14 protein-coding genes are annotated in these 17,359 nt (G+C 66.5%); 5 read left to right on the top strand and 9 right to left on the bottom strand.

The window, feature by feature from the left end; all coding sequences use genetic code 11:
- Nucleotides 1-88 precede the first annotated feature (88 nt).
- Nucleotides 89-1,531: a neutral zinc metallopeptidase gene (locus tag JOF57_RS04015; RefSeq protein WP_209913853.1), complete on the top strand. Its 1,443-nt coding sequence runs from the start codon at nt 89-91 to the stop codon at nt 1,529-1,531.
- A gap of 4 nt (nt 1,532-1,535) precedes the next feature.
- Here JOF57_RS04015 and JOF57_RS04010 read toward each other — a convergent pair whose 3' ends face one another.
- From JOF57_RS04010 to JOF57_RS04000, 3 genes are all read right to left on the bottom strand, one after another.
- Nucleotides 1,536-2,213 carry an MspA family porin gene (locus JOF57_RS04010; RefSeq protein ID WP_307869955.1) on the bottom strand — a complete coding sequence of 226 codons (678 nt, stop codon included), beginning with the start codon at nt 2,211-2,213 and terminating at the stop codon, nt 1,536-1,538.
- Between the two features lie 150 nt (nt 2,214-2,363).
- On the bottom strand, nt 2,364-3,212 hold the full coding sequence (locus tag JOF57_RS04005) for a Vgb family protein (RefSeq protein ID WP_209913849.1): 849 nt from the start codon (nt 3,210-3,212) through the stop codon (nt 2,364-2,366).
- Entirely contained in the window at nt 3,209-5,800 is a 2,592-nt protein-coding gene (locus JOF57_RS04000; protein ID WP_209913847.1) for a glycosyltransferase family 1 protein, read from the bottom strand. The genes JOF57_RS04005 and JOF57_RS04000 overlap by 4 nt, the downstream gene beginning before the upstream one ends.
- A gap of 167 nt (nt 5,801-5,967) precedes the next feature.
- On the opposite strand from JOF57_RS04000, the gene JOF57_RS03995 reads away from it, so the two are divergent.
- Nucleotides 5,968-8,064, top strand: coding sequence for an alpha-1,4-glucan--maltose-1-phosphate maltosyltransferase (locus tag JOF57_RS03995; protein ID WP_209913845.1), 2,097 nt, complete (start codon nt 5,968-5,970; stop codon nt 8,062-8,064).
- A 7-nt stretch (nt 8,065-8,071) separates the two neighbouring features.
- A complete protein-coding gene (gene glgB, locus JOF57_RS03990) occupies nt 8,072-10,279 on the top strand; it encodes a 1,4-alpha-glucan branching protein GlgB (RefSeq protein WP_209913842.1) in 2,208 nt (735 codons plus the stop codon).
- 19 nt (nt 10,280-10,298) lie between these two features.
- Here glgB and JOF57_RS03985 read toward each other — a convergent pair whose 3' ends face one another.
- From JOF57_RS03985 to JOF57_RS03975, 3 genes are all read right to left on the bottom strand, one after another.
- On the bottom strand, nt 10,299-11,219 hold the full coding sequence (locus JOF57_RS03985) for a tetratricopeptide repeat protein (protein ID WP_209913840.1): 921 nt from the start codon (nt 11,217-11,219) through the stop codon (nt 10,299-10,301).
- A 13-nt stretch (nt 11,220-11,232) separates the two neighbouring features.
- Entirely contained in the window at nt 11,233-11,601 is a 369-nt protein-coding gene (locus JOF57_RS03980) for a DUF3817 domain-containing protein (RefSeq protein WP_307869954.1), read from the bottom strand.
- Nucleotides 11,602-11,668: 67 nt separating this feature from the next.
- Complete coding sequence (locus tag JOF57_RS03975; protein ID WP_209913837.1) at nt 11,669-12,859, bottom strand: acetyl-CoA C-acetyltransferase; 1,191 nt, start codon at nt 12,857-12,859, stop codon at nt 11,669-11,671.
- Nucleotides 12,860-12,942: 83 nt separating this feature from the next.
- Between JOF57_RS03975 and mce the strand changes: the two genes are divergently transcribed.
- Nucleotides 12,943-13,416 (top strand): methylmalonyl-CoA epimerase, encoded by a 474-nt coding sequence (gene mce / locus JOF57_RS03970; RefSeq protein WP_209913835.1) that lies wholly within the window; start codon nt 12,943-12,945, stop codon nt 13,414-13,416.
- A 5-nt stretch (nt 13,417-13,421) separates the two neighbouring features.
- On the opposite strand, the gene JOF57_RS03965 is transcribed toward mce, so the two are convergent.
- Both JOF57_RS03965 and nucS read right to left on the bottom strand, forming a co-directional pair.
- A complete protein-coding gene (locus tag JOF57_RS03965) occupies nt 13,422-13,703 on the bottom strand; it encodes an Rv1322 family protein (RefSeq protein WP_209913833.1) in 282 nt (93 codons plus the stop codon).
- A complete protein-coding gene (gene nucS, locus JOF57_RS03960; protein WP_209913831.1) occupies nt 13,703-14,389 on the bottom strand; it encodes an endonuclease NucS in 687 nt (228 codons plus the stop codon). The genes JOF57_RS03965 and nucS overlap by 1 nt, the downstream gene beginning before the upstream one ends.
- A gap of 46 nt (nt 14,390-14,435) precedes the next feature.
- Between nucS and JOF57_RS03955 the strand changes: the two genes are divergently transcribed.
- Entirely contained in the window at nt 14,436-16,040 is a 1,605-nt protein-coding gene (locus JOF57_RS03955) for an adenylate/guanylate cyclase domain-containing protein (RefSeq protein ID WP_209913829.1), read from the top strand.
- Here JOF57_RS03955 and glsA read toward each other — a convergent pair.
- The gene (glsA, locus tag JOF57_RS03950) at nt 16,037-17,320 is read right to left on the bottom strand and encodes a glutaminase A (protein ID WP_209913827.1); all 1,284 of its coding nucleotides are present in this window, start codon (nt 17,318-17,320) and stop codon (nt 16,037-16,039) included. The two genes, JOF57_RS03955 and glsA, sit on opposite strands and share 4 nt — an antisense overlap.
- Nucleotides 17,321-17,359: the final 39 nt, after the last annotated feature.

The raw sequence follows: 17,359 nt of genomic DNA, 5'->3' as shown, positions 1-17,359 counted from the left end.
CAACCTGGGCTCGCTCGGTTAACTAGTGTGTGCGGCAATTACCCGCGCGGACGGTTGTGGCCGCCAGAGTGCATCGGAAGGCGAAGACATGAGCCGACGCGCCCTGTTCGGGATCGCCGTTGCCCTGTGCGCGGTGTTGCCGCTGGCGGCCTGCTCGGCCCTGGTGGGCGGTACGGCAGTGTCGGTGTTCAGCGATCCCTTCTCGGTTGCCGGCATGCCCGCCACCGACGGTTCGAGCGGTTTGCGCCCCGACGCCGAGAAGCCCACGCGCAGGGTCACCAACGGCGACGGCGGGACGATCGACAGTCTGGCGGCCGGCGCTGTCAGTGACATCGAGCAGTACTGGTCGAACGCCTACTCCGAGGTGTTCGAAGGCGAGTTCGAGCGGGTGCGCGCGCTGATCTCCTGGGACGCCGAGAGTTTCGGCGACGCGTTCTGCGGGCTCGAGACCTACGGACTCGTCAATGCCGCGTTCTGCAAACCGGAGCAGACCATCGGCTGGGACCGGGGCGTCCTGATGCCCAGCTTGCGCCGGCAGAACGGCGACATGGGTGCGGTCATGGTGCTCGCCCACGAGTACGGCCATGCGATCCAGCAGCAGGCCGGGCTCGCCAACCGCAACACGCCGATCTTGGTCGCCGAGCAGCAGGCGGACTGTCTGGCGGGAAGCTACATGCGATGGGTGGCCGAAGGTGAGTCCCCGCGGTTCTCACTCAGCACGGCGGACGGCCTCAACAAGCTGCTGGCCGCCGTGATCGGGTTCCGGGATCCGTTGCTCACCGAGGCCGAGGCCCGGGTCGGGGTCGACGAGCATGGGTCGGCGTTCGAACGGATCTCGGCCTTCCAGTTCGGGTTCACCGACGGGCCCGCGGCCTGTGCCGCGATCGACGTCAAGGAGATCGACCAGCGGCGGGGCGACCTCCCCGTCCTGCTGCCCGAAGACCAGAGCGGCGATCTGGACATCACCGAGCACTGGGTCCGCTCGATGGTCGACGCGCTCAACATCCTCTTCAAGCCGGCCAGTCCCCCGCGGCTCAACTTCCGGCCTGAGACGGCAGCGGACTGCCCGAGCGCGCAGCCCAGCCCACCGGCCTCCTACTGCCCCGATACCAACACCATCGTGGTCGACCTGGCCGAGATGCAGGCGCTTGCCGCACCGTCCGACGAGGTCGACGTCGGTGGTCTGGCCGACGGGGACAACACCGCGTTCTCGGTGCTGATCTCGCGCTACGCCCTGGCCCTACAGCAGGCCCGGGGCCTGGTGCTCGACAACGCCGAGGCCGCGCTGCGCACCGCCTGCCTGACCGGGGTGGCGACGGCCAAGATGATCAAGCCCGTGAACCTGCCCAACGGCGACACCATCCTGCTGACCGCGGGCGACGTCGACGAGGCAGTGTCGGGCATCCTCACCAACGGATTGGCGGCCAGCGACGTCAACGGCGAGTCGGTACCCTCGGGGTTCGCCCGCATCGACGCGTTCCGGGTCGGCATCCTCGGTGACGAGGAACGTTGCCTCAAGCGCTTCGCGTGACGGCTCAGACCTTCTTCGTGGTGCCGTACCAGGCGAGCACCGCCTCGGATTCGTCGGTAGAGCGGGTCAGCACCGCATAGGACCTGATGAACGACTCGCCTACACAGCCGTCGATCTTCACCCGGAAGTTGCTGATCATCACCCACGGCTCGGTGCCCTTGAACTCCTTCTTGGCCACCGGGATGAGGTTGATGATGCCGGGCTTGAGTCCAATCGTGATGCCGCCGCCGATGTTCGCACCGACGCCCGGCAGGATGCCCTCGGGCCAGGGCGAGACCATATCGGTGCCGAGAATCCCGATGGAGCTGTTCAATCCGGCGGTGCCGGTCAACGAGACGCCGTTGGACGTGCTCATGTCGATGCCGCAGCCGATCTGATAACCGGCCTCCAGGGTGCCGCGCGGATCCTCACCGGTGTCGGGTCCGGCCATCGCACCGCGGTAGGTTCCGCCGACCACGTATTCGCGCGAGGACACCGCTGTCGTCAGGGGCGACACCACGGCCTGCGTCTCGTCGGCGGCCGACACCGTCAGGTTCCAGTCATCCGGAGTCTTGAGGGTGACCGGTGCGGTCGACTCGACCAGATCGGCGGCGGCCGGTTCGCCCGGCGCCGGCTCCACGTCGGCGACCACTTCGATCTGAGGGGCGACAGGGTCGGCACGGGCCGGGGCGACGGACGCCACGCAGGCCAGAGAGGCGGCCGTAAGCAGTCCCAACGAGCGAATCAACACAGGCGGCCTCTCGTTACAGTTCCCTCCGGGAACGTATCGCCACGTTCCCCGCGGGAACAAGACTGCCTATGTAATTACCCGACCGTCGCGACCCACCGGCACTCAGGTCGGCATTTTCAGGACGAACCCATACTCCAGCGCGACCCAGCAGGCGCCGTCGGGACCGATCGCCAACCCGTGCGGTTCGCTGCCGGCCGGCAGGTCGATGGTCACCACCTCGCCGTCACCGCTGATCCGGGCGATCTGGTCGGAGCCCCACAGACTGACCCACACTCCGTCGGTCGGGTCGGCTACCACCGCGTGCGGTTTTCCCGGCAGGTCGAGCTCCTGGATCGCGTCGCGGACCGGGATCCTGCCCACCTTGTCGGCGCGGATCTCGGTGAACCACACCGCATCGTCATGGGTGGCCGCGATACCGACCGGACCGGCTGCGGCAGTGGGCAATTCACGCAATGTGAGAGATCCGTCGACGGTCAGCCGGCCCACCGCGCCGGTCTCGTTGAGCGTGAACCACAACGCATCGTCTGGCCCCTTGGTGATCATCGACGGCATCCCGCCGACCGCGGCCTGGCAGCTGATCTCACCATCGATGCCGATCCGGCCGATCTCGCCCGACGACATCGTGGTGAACCACAGCGCGTCGTCGGGGCCCGCGGTGATGCCGAACGGCGCACTGCCCCCGGGTAATTCGAAGGAGCTCAACTCCCCCGTCGTGGTGATCCGGCCGATGCGATCGTCACCGGAGCGGGTGAACCACAGCGCCCCGTCCGGTCCGGCCGCGATGATCGACGGACGCGAGCATTCCCCGACCGGGTATGTGGCCACCTCGCCGGCGGCCGAGACCCGGGCGATGGCGCCGCCGTGCACCAGGGTCACCCACATCGCGCCGTCGCTTCCGGCTGCCAGCGCGTACGGTCCGCCGTCGAGCTGAACTTTGAGCGCGTTACTCAAGCCAGTGCCACCAGGCCCAACTCGTTGTCGGCGGTCAGTAGCCGATGGTGCGGCAATACCCGGACGGTGTACCCCACCGGTCCGGCGACCGGCAGCGGCGTGCTGGTCGAGAACACCTCGGTACCCCCGTCTTCCGAACCGGTGTGCGCCATCGGCACGGCCACCGGATTGACGATCACGTCACCGGCATCCACCCGGCCCAGCACGGCCTGCACCGTGACTTCGTCGGGTCGCAGGCCGGCCAACTGCACCGTCGCCGTCAGCGTCAGCTGTGATCCCAACAGTGGCGTATCGGGCAGGCCGTAGCTGTCCACATCGGTGATCTGGATCTTCGGCCAGGCATGCTGGGCGCGGCGCCGGTAATCGGCCAGTTCCCGGGCCGCACCGAACGGCTCGCCGGAGGCGGCCTCGACGGTCTGGCGCAACGACTGCGCGGCCGGCAGGTAGTACTTCTCGGTGTAGTCGCGCACCATGCGCGAGGCCAGCACCTTCGGCCCGAGCACCTGCAGCGTGTGGCGCACCATCTCGATCCAGCGGGTCGGCAGCCCGTCCTCGTCACGCTCGTAGAACTTGGGCGTGACCGCACGCTCGAGCAGGTCGTACAGGGCGGCCGCCTCGAGATCGTCGCGGCGGGCCTCGTCGTCCACCCCGTCGGCGGTCGGGATCTCCCACCCGTTCTCGCCGTCGTACCACTCGTCCCACCAGCCGTCCCTGATCGAGAGATTCAGCCCGCCGTTGAGCGCACTCTTCATCCCCGACGTACCGCAGGCCTCCAACGGCCGCAGCGGGTTGTTGAGCCAGACGTCGCAGCCCCAGTACAGGAACCGGGCCATCGACATGTCGTAGTCCGGCAGGAACGCGATCCGGTGCCGCACCTCCGGCCGGTCGGCGAACCGCACGATCTGCTGAATGAGCGCCTTGCCACCATCATCGGCCGGATGCGACTTGCCGGCCACGATCAGCTGCACCGGCCGCTTCTCGTCGAGCAGCAGTTTCTCCAGCCGCTCCGGGTCACGGAGCATCAGCGTCAGCCGCTTATAGGTCGGCACCCGCCGGGCGAAGCCGACCGTCAGCGCCGATGGATCAAAAGCCGTTGCGATCCAGCCCAGTTCGGCCTCGGACGCACCACGCTCCAGCCAGGACCGACGCAGACGGTCACGCACATCGGCGATCAACGTCTCGCGCAACTGCGATCGGATCCACCACATGTGACTCGGGTCGACCTCCTGCAGGCGTTCCCACACCGCCGGCTCGGCGGCCTCAGAACCGATCAACTCGCGCCCCAGCGCCAACCACTGCGGTGCCGCCCAGGTCGGGGCGTGCACACCGTTGGTAATCGAGCCGATCGGCACCTCGGCACGGTCGAACCCCGGCCACAGATCGTTGAACATCTCCCGGCTGACCCGACCGTGCAACAGCGACACCCCGTTGGCCCGCTGCGCCAGCCGAAGACCCATGTGCGCCATGTTGAACTTCGACGGATCGTCCTCGGCACCGAGCGCCACCACCCGCTCCAACGGCACACCGGGGAGCAGGCGACTGTCGGCAGGACCGCCGGGTGGGCTGCCGAAGTAGCGCCTGATCATCTCGACCGGGAACCGGTCGATCCCGGCGGGAACCGGGGTGTGCGTGGTGAACACCGTCGACGAGCGCACCACGGTCAACGCCGTGTCGAAGTCCAGCCCTGCTGCGACCAGCTCGCGGATCCGTTCGACCCCGAGGAAGCCGGCGTGGCCCTCGTTCATGTGGAAAACTTCAGGGGCAGATAGGTTTTCGATCTCGGCGAAAGCGCGGATCGCCCGCACACCGCCGATACCGGCCAGGATCTCCTGCCTGATGCGGTGTTCCTGATCGCCGCCGTACAGCCGGTCGGTAACCCCGCGCAGTTCGTGCTCGTTCTCGGGAACGTCGGAATCGAGCAGGAGCAGCGGAATCCGGCCCACCTGCGCGATCCACACCCGGGCCCGCAGCTCACGCGCATCCGGCAACGCCAGCTCCACCAGCACCGGCGCCCCGGACGCGTCGGTGAGCAGCCGCAACGGCAGCCCCTGCGGGTCGAGCGACGGGTAGGTCTCGTGCTGCCACCCCTCGGCGGTCAGGGACTGCCGGAAGTAACCCGAGCGGTAGTACAGGCCCACCGCGACCAACGGCAGACCCAGATCCGATGCAGATTTCAGATGGTCACCGGCCAGGATGCCCAGGCCGCCCGAATAGTTGGGCAGCACCTCGGCGACACCGAACTCCATCGAGAAGTAGGCGATGCCTTTCGGCATCGCGACCCCGTCGTCGAGTTGCTGCTGGTACCACAGTGGACGGCTCAGATAGTTGTCCAGGTCCGCAGCCAACTCGTCCAGGCGGCCCAGGAACGATTCGTCGCCGGCCAGTTCGTCGAGTCGTTGCGGACTGACCGCACCCAACAACGCCACCGGGTCCCCGTTGGTCTGCTGCCACAGCTCGGAATCGAGCACAGCAAACAGATCCTGAGTGGGCTTGTGCCACGACCAGCGGAGGTTGATCGACAGCCGTTCCAGCGCCGTCAACCGCTCGGGAAGGTGCGCGCGGACGGTGAACCTTCTGAGGGCTTTCACGCGACCCAACCTTACTGACAATTCCGTCTCGTGCAGCGGCGAGCGCGGCGGTCAGGTCGCGCTTAACCCCCACGAGATTGGGCAGCCCACTACGGTGGGTATCAGACGCGACAAGGCGAGTGCACACAGACAGCCGCTTGACCGAAGACGACGTGAGGAGTGGATGGGTGGCCGGTCGTATCGGGATTGACGACGTCGCGCCAGTAATCTTCGGCGGACAGTACCCGGCAAAAGCCGTGGTCGGCGAGGTGGTGCCAGTTCGGGCCACGGTGTGGCGCGAAGGCCATGACGCGGTCTCGGCCAACCTGGTGGTGCGGTATCTCGGTACGGACTACCCACGGCCGACCAGCGAACCGGACACCGCGACAGTGCCAGTGGCGATCGACACCGTGTTGCCCACCAGCCCAGGGGTGCGTCCTTCACAACGCATCAAGCCGCAGACCTTGCCGATGTCCACCGGACATATCCCCGATGTCTTCCATGGCCAGTTCACCCCCGACACCGTCGGATTGTGGACGTACCGGGTCGACGGTTGGGGCGACCCACTGGCCACCTGGCGTCACACCGTCGAAGCCAAGCTGGGTGCCGGTCAGAGCGAAGCCGAGTTGTCCAACGACCTGCTGATCGGTGCGCACCTGCTGGAGCGCGCCGCGGCCGGAATGCCCCGCAAACTGCGCGATCCGCTGATCGAGGCCGCCGCGGCCCTGAGCACCCCCGGGGACCCGTTCCGACGCGCCGGGGCGGCGCTGTCCGAGGAGGTCGGCGAACTGCTCGAACAGTATCCGCTGCGCGAGTTGGTTACCCGCGGTGAGCAGTACGGGGTCTGGGTGGATCGGCCACTGGCCAGGTTTTCCTCGTGGTACGAGATGTTCCCGCGGTCCACCGGCGGCTGGGACAAAGCCGGCCATCCGGTACACGGCACCTTCGCCACCGCCGCCGAGGAACTCCCCCGGATCGCGCGCATGGGCTTCAACATCGTCTACCTGCCGCCCATCCACCCGATCGGCAAGGTGCACCGAAAAGGACGCAACAACGCGGTCACCGCCGCGCCCGACGATGTCGGGTCGCCATGGGCCATCGGTAGTGACGAGGGCGGCCATGACGCCGTGCACCCGGCCCTGGGCACCATCGACGACTTCGACGACTACGTGGCCGCCGCCCGCACGCAGGGCGTCGAGGTGGCACTGGATCTGGCGCTGCAGTGCGCGCCCGATCATCCTTGGGCCGCAGCGCATCCGGAGTGGTTCACCGTGCTCCCCGACGGCACCATCGCCTACGCGGAGAACCCACCCAAGAAGTACCAGGACATCTACCCGCTCAACTTCGACAACGACCCCGCCGGGCTGTACCAAGAGGTACTGAGGGTCGTGCGTTTCTGGATCTCACACGGTGTCAAAATCTTTCGCGTCGACAACCCGCACACCAAACCGCCGAACTTCTGGGTCTGGCTGATCGCCGAGGTCAAGAACGAGGATCCGGACGTCCTGTTCCTGTCCGAGGCCTTCACCCGGCCGGCCCGGCTCTACGGATTGGCCAAGCGTGGCTTCACCCAGTCCTACTCGTACTTCACCTGGCGCACCACCAAATGGGAGCTCACCGAGTTCGGCAACGAGATCACCGCGAACGCCGACAGCATGCGACCCAGTCTGTGGGTCAACACGCCCGACATCCTGCACGCGTCGCTACAGCACGGCGGCCCCGGCATGTTCGCGATCCGCGCGGTACTGGCCGCGACCATGAGCCCGTCGTGGGGCGTGTATTCCGGCTTCGAACTGTTCGAGCACCGGGCCCTCCGAGAGGGTAGCGAGGAGTACCTGGATTCCGAGAAATACGAGCTGCGTCCCCGCGACTTCGCGGCGGCTCTGGCCGAGGGCCGTTCGCTCGAACCATTCCTGTCCCGCCTCAACGAGATCCGGCGTCTGCACCCGGCCCTGCGCCAGTTACGTACCCTCACCTTCCATCACGTCGACAATGACGCGCTGCTCGCCTACAGCAAGTTCGACCCGATCACCGGAGACACGGTGCTCGTGGTGGTCACGCTCAACCCGTTCAGCCCGGAAGAAGCCACGTTGTGGTTGAACATGGAGGCACTGGGTATGGAATCGCATGACCGGTTCTGGGTACGCGACGAGATCACCGGCGAGGAATACCAATGGGGACAGTCGAATTACGTTCGTATCGATCCCGCCAAGGCGGTGGCGCATGTGCTGAACATGCCACTCGTACCCTATGAGCAACGACTGGGCTTGCTACGCAGGGAATGAGAACACAATGACAACAAGCAACCACCTCACCGACAGGCATCTGCGGCCCGACCCATCGGATATCCAGCGGCTGCTGATCGGCCAACATCACGACCCTCATTCAGTGCTGGGGGCCCACGAGTACAACGGCCGAACCGTCATCCGGGCCTATCGCCCACACTCCGTCAAGGTCATCGCGGTGATCGGCGGTGACCGATTCCCCATGCAGCACATCGATTCCGGACTTTTCGCGGTGTCCGTACCGTTCACCGATCTGGCCGACTATCGCCTGGAGATCGGCTATCCGGGCGCCGACGAGACGATCTTCACCCACACCACCGCCGACGCCTACCGCTTCCTGCCCACGCTCGGCGAACTCGACCTCCACCTGTTCGCCGAGGGCCGCCACGAACGCCTGTGGGAGATCCTGGGCGCACATCGGCGCAGCTTCACCACCGCCGACGGGGTCGTCGAAGGTGTGTCGTTCGCGGTATGGGCACCGAACGCCAAGGGCGTCAGCGTGATCGGTGACTTCAATCACTGGGACGGCAACGAGGCGCAGATGAGGGTGATGGGCTCGTCGGGGGTCTGGGAGTTGTTCTGGCCTGGGTTCCCTCCCGACGGTCTGTACAAGTTCCGCATCCACGGCGCGGGTGGTGTCACCGCCGATCGTGCCGATCCGATGGCATTCGCCACCGAAGTGCCACCGCAAACCGCATCCCGGGTCACCTCCAGTACCTACACCTGGACCGACGCCAAGTGGATGGCCCGGCGCGCGGCGCAGAACCCGGTGTTCGAACCGATGAGCACCTACGAGGTGCACCTGATGTCCTGGCGTCCCGGTCTCAGCTACCGGCAGCTGGCCACCGAGCTCACCGAATATGTTGTGGAACAGGGTTTCACCCACGTCGAACTGCTCCCCGTGGCGGAGCATCCGTTCGGCGGATCGTGGGGTTATCAGGTGACGTCCTATTACGCGCCGACCTCCCGGTTGGGAACCCCTGACGATTTCCGATACCTGGTGGATGCGCTGCACCGCGCCGGGATCGGAGTGCTCGTCGACTGGGTCCCGGCCCATTTCCCCAAAGACGCCTGGGCCCTCGGCCGCTTCGACGGCACCCCGCTCTACGAGCATTCCGACCCGCGCCGCGGTGAGCAGCTCGACTGGGGCACCTACGTTTTCGACTTCGGCCGACCCGAGGTGCGCAACTTCCTCGTCGCCAACGCGTTGTACTGGCTGAAGGAATACCATGTCGACGGCCTGCGCGTGGACGCCGTCGCCTCGATGCTCTACCTCGACTACTCACGCCCCGAGGGCGGTTGGACGCCGAACATCCACGGTGGCCGGGAGAATCTGGAGGCGGTGCAGTTCCTGCAGGAGATGAACGCCACCGTGCACAAGGTGACCCCGGGAATCGTCACCATCGCCGAGGAGTCGACCTCCTGGCCCGGTGTCACCCGCCCGACCAACCTTGGCGGCCTTGGCTTCTCGATGAAGTGGAACATGGGCTGGATGAACGACACGCTCGACTACGTCAGCCATGACCCGGTGCACCGCAGTTATCACCACCACGAGATGACGTTCTCGATGCTGTACGCCTTCAGCGAGAACTATGTGCTGCCGATCAGCCACGACGAGGTCGTGCACGGCAAGGGCACGCTGTGGAGCCGGATGCCCGGCGACGACCACGCCAAGGCCGCGGGCCTGCGCAGCCTGCTGGCCTATCAGTGGGCCCACCCGGGCAAGCAACTGCTGTTCATGGGCCAGGAATTCGGACAGCGAGCCGAGTGGTCAGAGGAACGCGGGCTGGACTGGTTCCAGCTCGACGAGCAGGGCTTCTCCGGTGGCGTGCAACGGTTGGTCCGCGATCTCAACGGGATCTACCGCCGCCACCCGGCGCTGTGGAGCCGCGACACCAGCCCGGAGGGTTATTCGTGGATCGACGCGAACGACTCGGCCAACAACGTGCTGAGCTTCCTGCGGTTCGGCGCCGACGGTTCCGTGTTGGCCTGCGTGGTCAACTTCGCCGGCGGCCAGCACAGCGAATACCGGCTGGGTCTACCGCACGCCGGCGACTGGCAGGAGGTTCTCAACACCGACGCCACGATCTACAACGGGTCGGGCATCGGGAACATGGGCACGGTGCAGGCCACCGACGAGCCGTGGCACGGCCGCCCCGCGTCGGCGGTGATGGTGCTGCCGCCGCTGGCGATGCTGTGGTTCGAGCCCGCCTGACGCGCCGGTTCTCGACGAGCTAGTACAGCGCGTTGGCCAGATTGCGACGGCCGGCGATGACCTCGGGATCGGCCGGGTCAAAAAGGTCGAACAACTCGACGAGCCGGGTCCGCACTTTGGTCCGGTCGTCACCCGCGGTGCGCTTGATCAGTGCGATGAGCCGATCGAAGGCTGCCGACACATCTTGGGCCAGGAGCTCGGCGTCGGCAGCGGCGAACGCGAGGTCGATGTCGTCGGGAGCTGCGGCAGCGGCGGCCACCGCGTCGGGGCTCGTCGCGCTGGCACGTTCGAGGAATGCAATCTGGCGCACCGCGCCCTTGGCCTCGGCGTGATTGGGCTGGGCATCGAGAATCGCCTGATATGCCGCCGACGCTGCGGCGAAGTCACCTTCGTCCAGGTGGGTCCGGGCCGCGGCCAACTCGGGGTCGACCTGCTCCTCGTCACCGTCGCCGTCGCCGTCACCGGATCCGGTCAACTTGCCCGCGGTTGCCTCGAGCAGCGAATCGACCCAGCGGCGCAATTCGTCGGCAGGTTGCGCGCCCTGGAAGCTGGCGATCGGTTGTCCGCCCGCGAGGGCAACAACCGTCGGCACGCCCTGGATGCCGAACATCTGCGCCACCCGCGGAGTGGTGTCGACGTTGACCAGCGCCAGCGACCACTTGCCATTGTCCGCCGCAGCCAGACCGGCCAGGGCATCCCCCAGCGCCGCACTGGACTCGCTGCGTGGCGACCACAAGAGCACCACCACCGGCACCTGGCCCGAGCGGACCAGCACCTCGGCTTCGAAGTTGGCTTCGGTGACCTCGGTGGCATTCGGGCCGCCGGCCGCAGCGGGGCTGCCACCGCCCGTCCCGCCCGACGCGGCGGGCCGCTGCTTGAGTGCCGAGAGGTCAACCGCACCGGCTAGCGCCGGACCGACAGAAGGTCGTGGACGAGTCACGCCATCAAGTCTGTCACGTCGTCGTGGGGGCCGGTTCGCCTGGCTGCGCGGCGGCCGACTCGGCTGATTCCAGCTGACCGGCCCGGTCGGCCGACATGACGAAGAACACACTGCCCAGCGGCACAATGCCGCCCAGCAACGCCAGCAGCCAGGTCTTGACGCCCCAGCCGACAGCCATCCCGACCATCAGGGCGGTGAACACGTACAGCAGGAACAGCACGCCGTGCACCGGCCCGAAGACCTGCACCCCGATCTCGGTGCCCGACGAATGGACCCGCTTGAAGTACACGCCGATCAGCAGACCGGCCCAGCTGATCGCCTCAGCGATCGCCACCAAACGGAACCGGCCGGCCTCGGTACGAACATCGAATGTGCTTGCCATGGCCACCATTGTGCCCAACCGGGGCGCCAGCTACTACACAGCGTCGTTGTAATTCGCTGGTTAGCTGTCAGCGACGCAGGATCAGCGCATCACCCTGGCCACCGGCACCACAGAGCGCAGCCACCGCGTAGCCGGACCCCTTACGGGCCAGTTCCAGCGCCGCATGCAGCGTGATACGGGCACCGGACATCCCGATCGGGTGGCCGATGGCGATCGCGCCGCCGTTGACGTTCACCTTGGCTGGGTCGACACCCAGCTCCTTCGTCGAGGCCAGCGACACCGCAGCGAACGCCTCGTTGATCTCGAGGACGTCCAGCTGATCGATGCTGATGCCCTCCCGCTCGACGGCCTTCTTGATCGCGTTGGCCGGCTGGCTCTGCAGCGTGGAGTCCGGACCGGCCACCACGCCGTGCGCCCCGATCTCACACAGCCAGTCCAGGCCAAGCTCCTGCGCCTTGGCCTTGCTCATCACCACGACCGCGGCCGCACCGTCGGAGATCTGAGACGACGAGCCGGCCGTGATGGTGCCGTCCTTGCGGAACGCCGGGCGCAGGCCACCCAGCGATTCGGCGGTCGTGTTGGCCCGGATGCCCTCGTCCTCGGCGAACTCGATCGGGTCGCCCTTGCGCTGCGGGATCGACACCGGCACCACCTCGTCGGCGTACACCCCGTCCTTCCACGCCGCGGCGGCCTTCTGGTGCGACTGGGCAGCAAATTCGTCCTGCTCGGCGCGGGTGAACTTGTCGACGTCGTTGCGCTGCTCGGTGAGCGCTCCCATCGGCTGATCGGTGAACACGTCGTGCAGACCGTCGTAGGCCAGGTGGTCGACCAGCGTCGCATCGCCGTACTTGTAGCCCTCACGGCTCTTGGGCAGCAGGTGCGGGGCCTGGCTCATCGACTCCTGGCCACCGGCCACCACGACCTCGAACTCGCCGGCCCGGATCAGCTGGTCGGCCAGCGCGATCGCGTCGATGCCGGACAGGCACATTTTGTTGATCGACAGCGCGGGCACATCCCACCCGATGCCCGCGGCCACCGCGGACTGGCGGGCGGGCATCTGGCCGGCGCCGGCGGTGAGAACCTGGCCCATGATCACGTAGTCGACCAGCGAAGCATCGACCTTGGCCTTCTCCAGGGCGCCGCGGATCGCGATCCCACCCAGGTCACTGCCGGAAAAGTCCTTCAGCGAGCCCATCAACTTGCCGACCGGAGTACGTGCTCCAGCAACGATCACCGACGTGCGAGTTTCCGCAGTCATTTCCTACCTCCAAGGCCTGGTTTCCAAAGCTGTGTGGGCGATCACACATACGCAAACGTTCAGGTAGAGGTTACCGTTACGTTATGACCGCCGATCAGGTTGATGCCCGTCCACTGCTCGCCAGCGCGCTGGTGACGGCGATCGATCACGTCGGCATCGCGGTCGCCGATCTGGACGCCACCGCCAAGTGGTACCACGACAACCTCGGCATGATCGTCCTGCACGAGGAGATCAACGAAGAGCAGGGCGTACGTGAGGCGATGCTCTCGGTCCGCGGCGCGCCCAAGGGCAGTGCCCAGATCCAGCTCCTGGCCCCGCTCAACGAGAAGTCGACGATCGCCAAGTTCCTCGATACCCGCGGCCCCGGCCTGCAGCAGCTGGCCTACCGGACCAGCGACATCGATGCCCTGTCCGAGCGACTGCGCAGCAACGGCGTGCGGCTGCTCTACGACGTCCCCCGCAAGGGCACGGCGAACTCACGTATCAACTTCGTCCACCCCAAGGACGCCGGCGGCGTGCTGATCGAGCTGGTGGAACCCGCAGCAGACGAGCACTGAGAAGCTCAGGACCACTTTCTCGTCGGACCGCGGTTGGTCCGGTTCGCCCAGCAGGCGGTGTGCCAATGCCTGCGGTCCTCAACATCACCGACGTCGATCGGCAGCACCACCACATGCGCGGTGGCCACACGAATCTCGTGATCACAGCCGGGGCATCGATAGACCTTCACCGCGCGCGACGCGGCGACCACCCGCACCTCATAGTCGTAACCGTCGGGCCCCGTCTCGACGCGACGCGACGGCGGAAAGGGCGCCAACCGACGGTGTTCACGCGGTCGGCGGCTCATCAGAACAGCCGGTATTCGTCGCTGTCCATACCCCGCATCTGGTCATAATCCAAAGTCACGCAACGGATTCCACGGTCAGTAGCCAGGGTTCGGGCCTGCGGTTTGATCTGCTGGGCGGCGAATACTCCTGCCACCGGGGCCAGCACGGTGTCGCGGTTGAGCAGGTCGAGGTACCGGGTCAGCTGCTCGACACCGTCGATCTCGCCGCGACGTTTGATCTCCACGGCCACCGAACGGCCCAACTCGTCACGGCACATCAGATCCACCGGGCCGATCGCGGTCGGATACTCGCGGCGCACCAGGCTGTACCCGGCGCCGAGCAACTCGACGTGCTCAGCCAGCAGTTTCTGCAGATGGGCCTCCACGCCGTCCTTGACCAGGCCGGGATCGACACCCAATTCGTGGCTGGAGTCGTGCTCGACGTCCTCGATGGTGATCCGCAGCTGCTCACCAGCCTTGTTCTCCACCACCCAGAGGAGAGGTGCGCCGTCCCCGGATGATTCCGGAGCCGACTCGACGAGCCAGCACGGCGGACTCATCCAATTCAGCGGCTTGTAGGCACGATCATCGGCGTGGACACTGACGGAACCGTCGGACTTGAACAACAACAGCCGGCGGGCCGAAGGAAGGTGGGCGGTCAGCCGCCCGACGTAGTCGACGGTGCACTGGGCAATCACGAGGCGCACCCGATCCACCTTAAGGGCAGATCGGACGAACTAGGCTGACGCCACAATGAACTCCGACAAATCGCTGGCACGACGGCTGGGCCGAGTCCTCGAAGGTGTCACGCGCCAGAACAGCCGGATCCCTGCCACACCGGAATACGGATCGTGGGTGCTGGGCCGGGTATCGGAAAGTCAGCGCCGCCGCAGGGTGCGCATCCAGGCGATCCTCACGACGTTCGTGATCGGCGGGAACCTGGTCGGCATCGGCATCTCGATGATCATCGTCACGCTGTTGTTCCCGACACCCGACGTGTTCGCTCCGCCGGTCCGCTGGATCACCTTCATCGTGGCCCCCGTCTACATGGCCATGGCGCTGATCGTCGGGGTGTTCTGGGCGACGACGCGGGTGATCGACAACGTGCGCTGGGCCATCGAAGAACGACCGCCCACCGTTGCCGATCAGCGCAACACCTTCTTCGCCCCGTTCCGGCTCACCCGGGTGCTGCTGGTCCTGTGGGGTCTCGGCGCCGCCCTGCTGACAACGCTGTACGGGGTCGTCGACACCAATTACATTCCGAAGTTCCTGCTGGGCATCACCTTTCCGGGAATCGTGGTGTCGGTGAGCTGCCATCTGCTCACCGAGTTCGCACTGCGGCCGGTCGCCGCGCAGGCACTGGAGGCCGGCCCGCCGCCGGTCCGGCTGGCTCCGGGCATCATGGGCCGCATCATGGTGGTCTGGGCGCTCAGCTCGGGTGTGCCGATCCTGGGCATCATGCTGGCCGCGATGTTCGCCCTGACGCTCAACAACCTGACCCCGACGCAATTCGCCTACGCCGTCATCGGCCTCGGCTCGTTTGCGCTGGTGTTCGGTTTCCTGCTGATGTGGATCCTGTCGTATCTGACCGCAACTCCGATCCGCGTCGTACGTGCGGCCCTCAACCGTGTCGAGCAGGGCGATCTGGACACCAACCTGGTGGTGTTCGACGGTACTGAACTCGGGCAGCTACAACGCGGATTCAACTCGATGGTCCACGGCCTGCGCGAGCGGGAACGGGTACGTGATCTGTTCGGTCGTCACGTCGGCCGAGAGGTGGCCGCGCTGGCCGAGCAGCAGAAGCCGGTCCTGGGCGGCGAAGAGCGCCACGCCGCAGTGATTTTCGTCGATGTCATCGGTTCGACGCAGCTGGTGACCACGCGGCCCGCTGTCGAGGTGGTCGACTTGCTCAACCGGTTTTTCGCGGTCATCGTCGATGAAGTCGACGATCATCGGGGCCTGGTCAACAAATTCGAGGGCGATGGGGTACTCGCGGTGTTCGGCGCACCGGTGTCTCTGGACAACGCCGAGGACGAAGCGCTGGGCGCTGCTCGAGCTATCGCGCGGCGGCTGCGCGCGGAGGTACCCGAACTCGAAGCCGGGATCGGGGTGGCCGCCGGTCAGGTGGTGGCCGGCAACGTCGGCGCCAAGCAGCGCTTCGAGTACACCGTGATCGGTGAACCGGTCAACGAAGCCGCGCGGCTGTGCGATTTCTCCAAGCAGGTACCGGGGCACCTGGTGGCTTCTTCGGACACGCTCGACAATGCGTCCGAAGCCGAAAGGGCCCGTTGGTCACTGGGCGAAATGGTGGCCCTGCGGGGTCTGGCCGAGCCGACGCGGGTGGCGGTACCGACCTAACCGGTGCCCCACTTCCGCGCCGCGTCGACCGCTTCGTCGAGGGTCCGGAACACGATTGTGTCGTAGTCGTCGCGCCGGTCGGCGGGCACCACGCGACCGTCGGGGTCGACGAGGCACGCGTCCTTGCCCACCGCGGCCAGGCTGGCGCGCATTCCGGTCAGCATGCCGCGCGCGGCGTCGTTGATGTCATCGACCCGGGTGACGTCCAGCACGGCCACCTCGTACCCGTCGCGGTCGTGCTCGGCCGTCCGCAGTACCTGCTCCGCCCCGGCGAACAACAGATCGCCCTGAACCTCGTAGACCCGGATACCCGGGCTGGCGTCGTACACGGCCCGCAAAGTCGACGACGACTCGCGGCCGACCGTGAGAAAGTGCAGTCCCAGCTGGGAGGACAGGTTGCGGCACACCTGCACCCCGCGCACACTGTTGCCGCGGGAATCCAGACGCGGTGAGTACACACCGATGCCGAGTTGCCCGGGGAGCACCGCCACAATCCCACCACCGACGCCGCTCTTGGCGGGCAGGCCTACGGCACTGACCCAATCGCCTGTCGCGTCGTACATTCCGCAGGTCACCATCACGCTGAGGGCGCGCCGAACCACGTTCGCCTCGATGACCCGCCGGCCGGTCAACGGGTTGAACCCGCCGCGCGCCAATGTGGCGGCCATCCGGGCCAGGTCCGTACTGGTCACCCTCACCGAGCACTGCCGGAAGTACACGTCCAACACCTCGTCTGGATCACCGTCCAGCACACCGAAACTGGCCAGCATGTAGGCGATAGCCCGGTTCCGGTTCCCGGTTGCCTTCTCTGAGGCGTAGACATTCATGTCGATCTCGAGCCGTCGGCCCGCACACGCCGAGTAGAACTCGTGGATGCGATCGAACCGCTCCTCGGGACTCGCGCCGGGGATCAGCGAGACCGCCGCAATCGCACCGGCGTTGATCATCGGGTTCTTCGGGGTCTTGGTGACGTCGTCGACGCTGATTTCGTTGAACGCCTCACCGGAGGGTTCGACACCGATCTTGGCGTCGACGGCATCCTGGCCCATCTGGCCAAGCGCCAGGGCATAGGTGAATGGTTTGGAAATCGATTGGATGGTGAATTCGATTGCAGCGTCGCCAGATTCGTAGACATAGCCGTCCGAGGAAGACAAGCTGAGCCCGAAGTCCTCGGGGTCGACGTTGGCAAGTTCGGGGATGTAATCGGCCACGGCGCCGTCGCGCACGTCGACCTGCTCGGCACGAATCCGGTCCAGATATTGCTGCACCAACTCGGCCACAGGTCGGAGTCTAGCCGCGAGCCCACCACCACGACCATG

The sequence above is a fragment of the Mycolicibacterium lutetiense genome (assembly GCF_017876775.1).
Lineage (GTDB): Bacteria > Actinomycetota > Actinomycetes > Mycobacteriales > Mycobacteriaceae > Mycobacterium > Mycobacterium lutetiense.
The sequence above is the reverse complement of the archived record's forward strand: the minus strand, read 5'-3'. Positions and strand labels throughout refer to the sequence as shown.

What these genes read in the sequence shown, in the direction of transcription:
- JOF57_RS04015 (WP_209913853.1), top strand. Translation starts at nt 89, where the DNA reads ATGAGCCGACGCGCCCTGTTCGGGATCGCCGTTGCCCTGTGCGCGGTG.
- glgB (WP_209913842.1), top strand. Translation starts at nt 8,072, where the DNA reads ATGACAACAAGCAACCACCTCACCGACAGGCATCTGCGGCCCGACCCA.
- JOF57_RS03980 (WP_307869954.1), bottom strand. Translation starts at nt 11,601, where the DNA reads ATGGCAAGCACATTCGATGTTCGTACCGAGGCCGGCCGGTTCCGTTTG.
- JOF57_RS03975 (WP_209913837.1), bottom strand. Translation starts at nt 12,859, where the DNA reads ATGACTGCGGAAACTCGCACGTCGGTGATCGTTGCTGGAGCACGTACT.
- mce (WP_209913835.1), top strand. Translation starts at nt 12,943, where the DNA reads ATGACCGCCGATCAGGTTGATGCCCGTCCACTGCTCGCCAGCGCGCTG.
- JOF57_RS03965 (WP_209913833.1), bottom strand. Translation starts at nt 13,703, where the DNA reads ATGAGCCGCCGACCGCGTGAACACCGTCGGTTGGCGCCCTTTCCGCCG.
- JOF57_RS03955 (WP_209913829.1), top strand. Translation starts at nt 14,436, where the DNA reads ATGAACTCCGACAAATCGCTGGCACGACGGCTGGGCCGAGTCCTCGAA.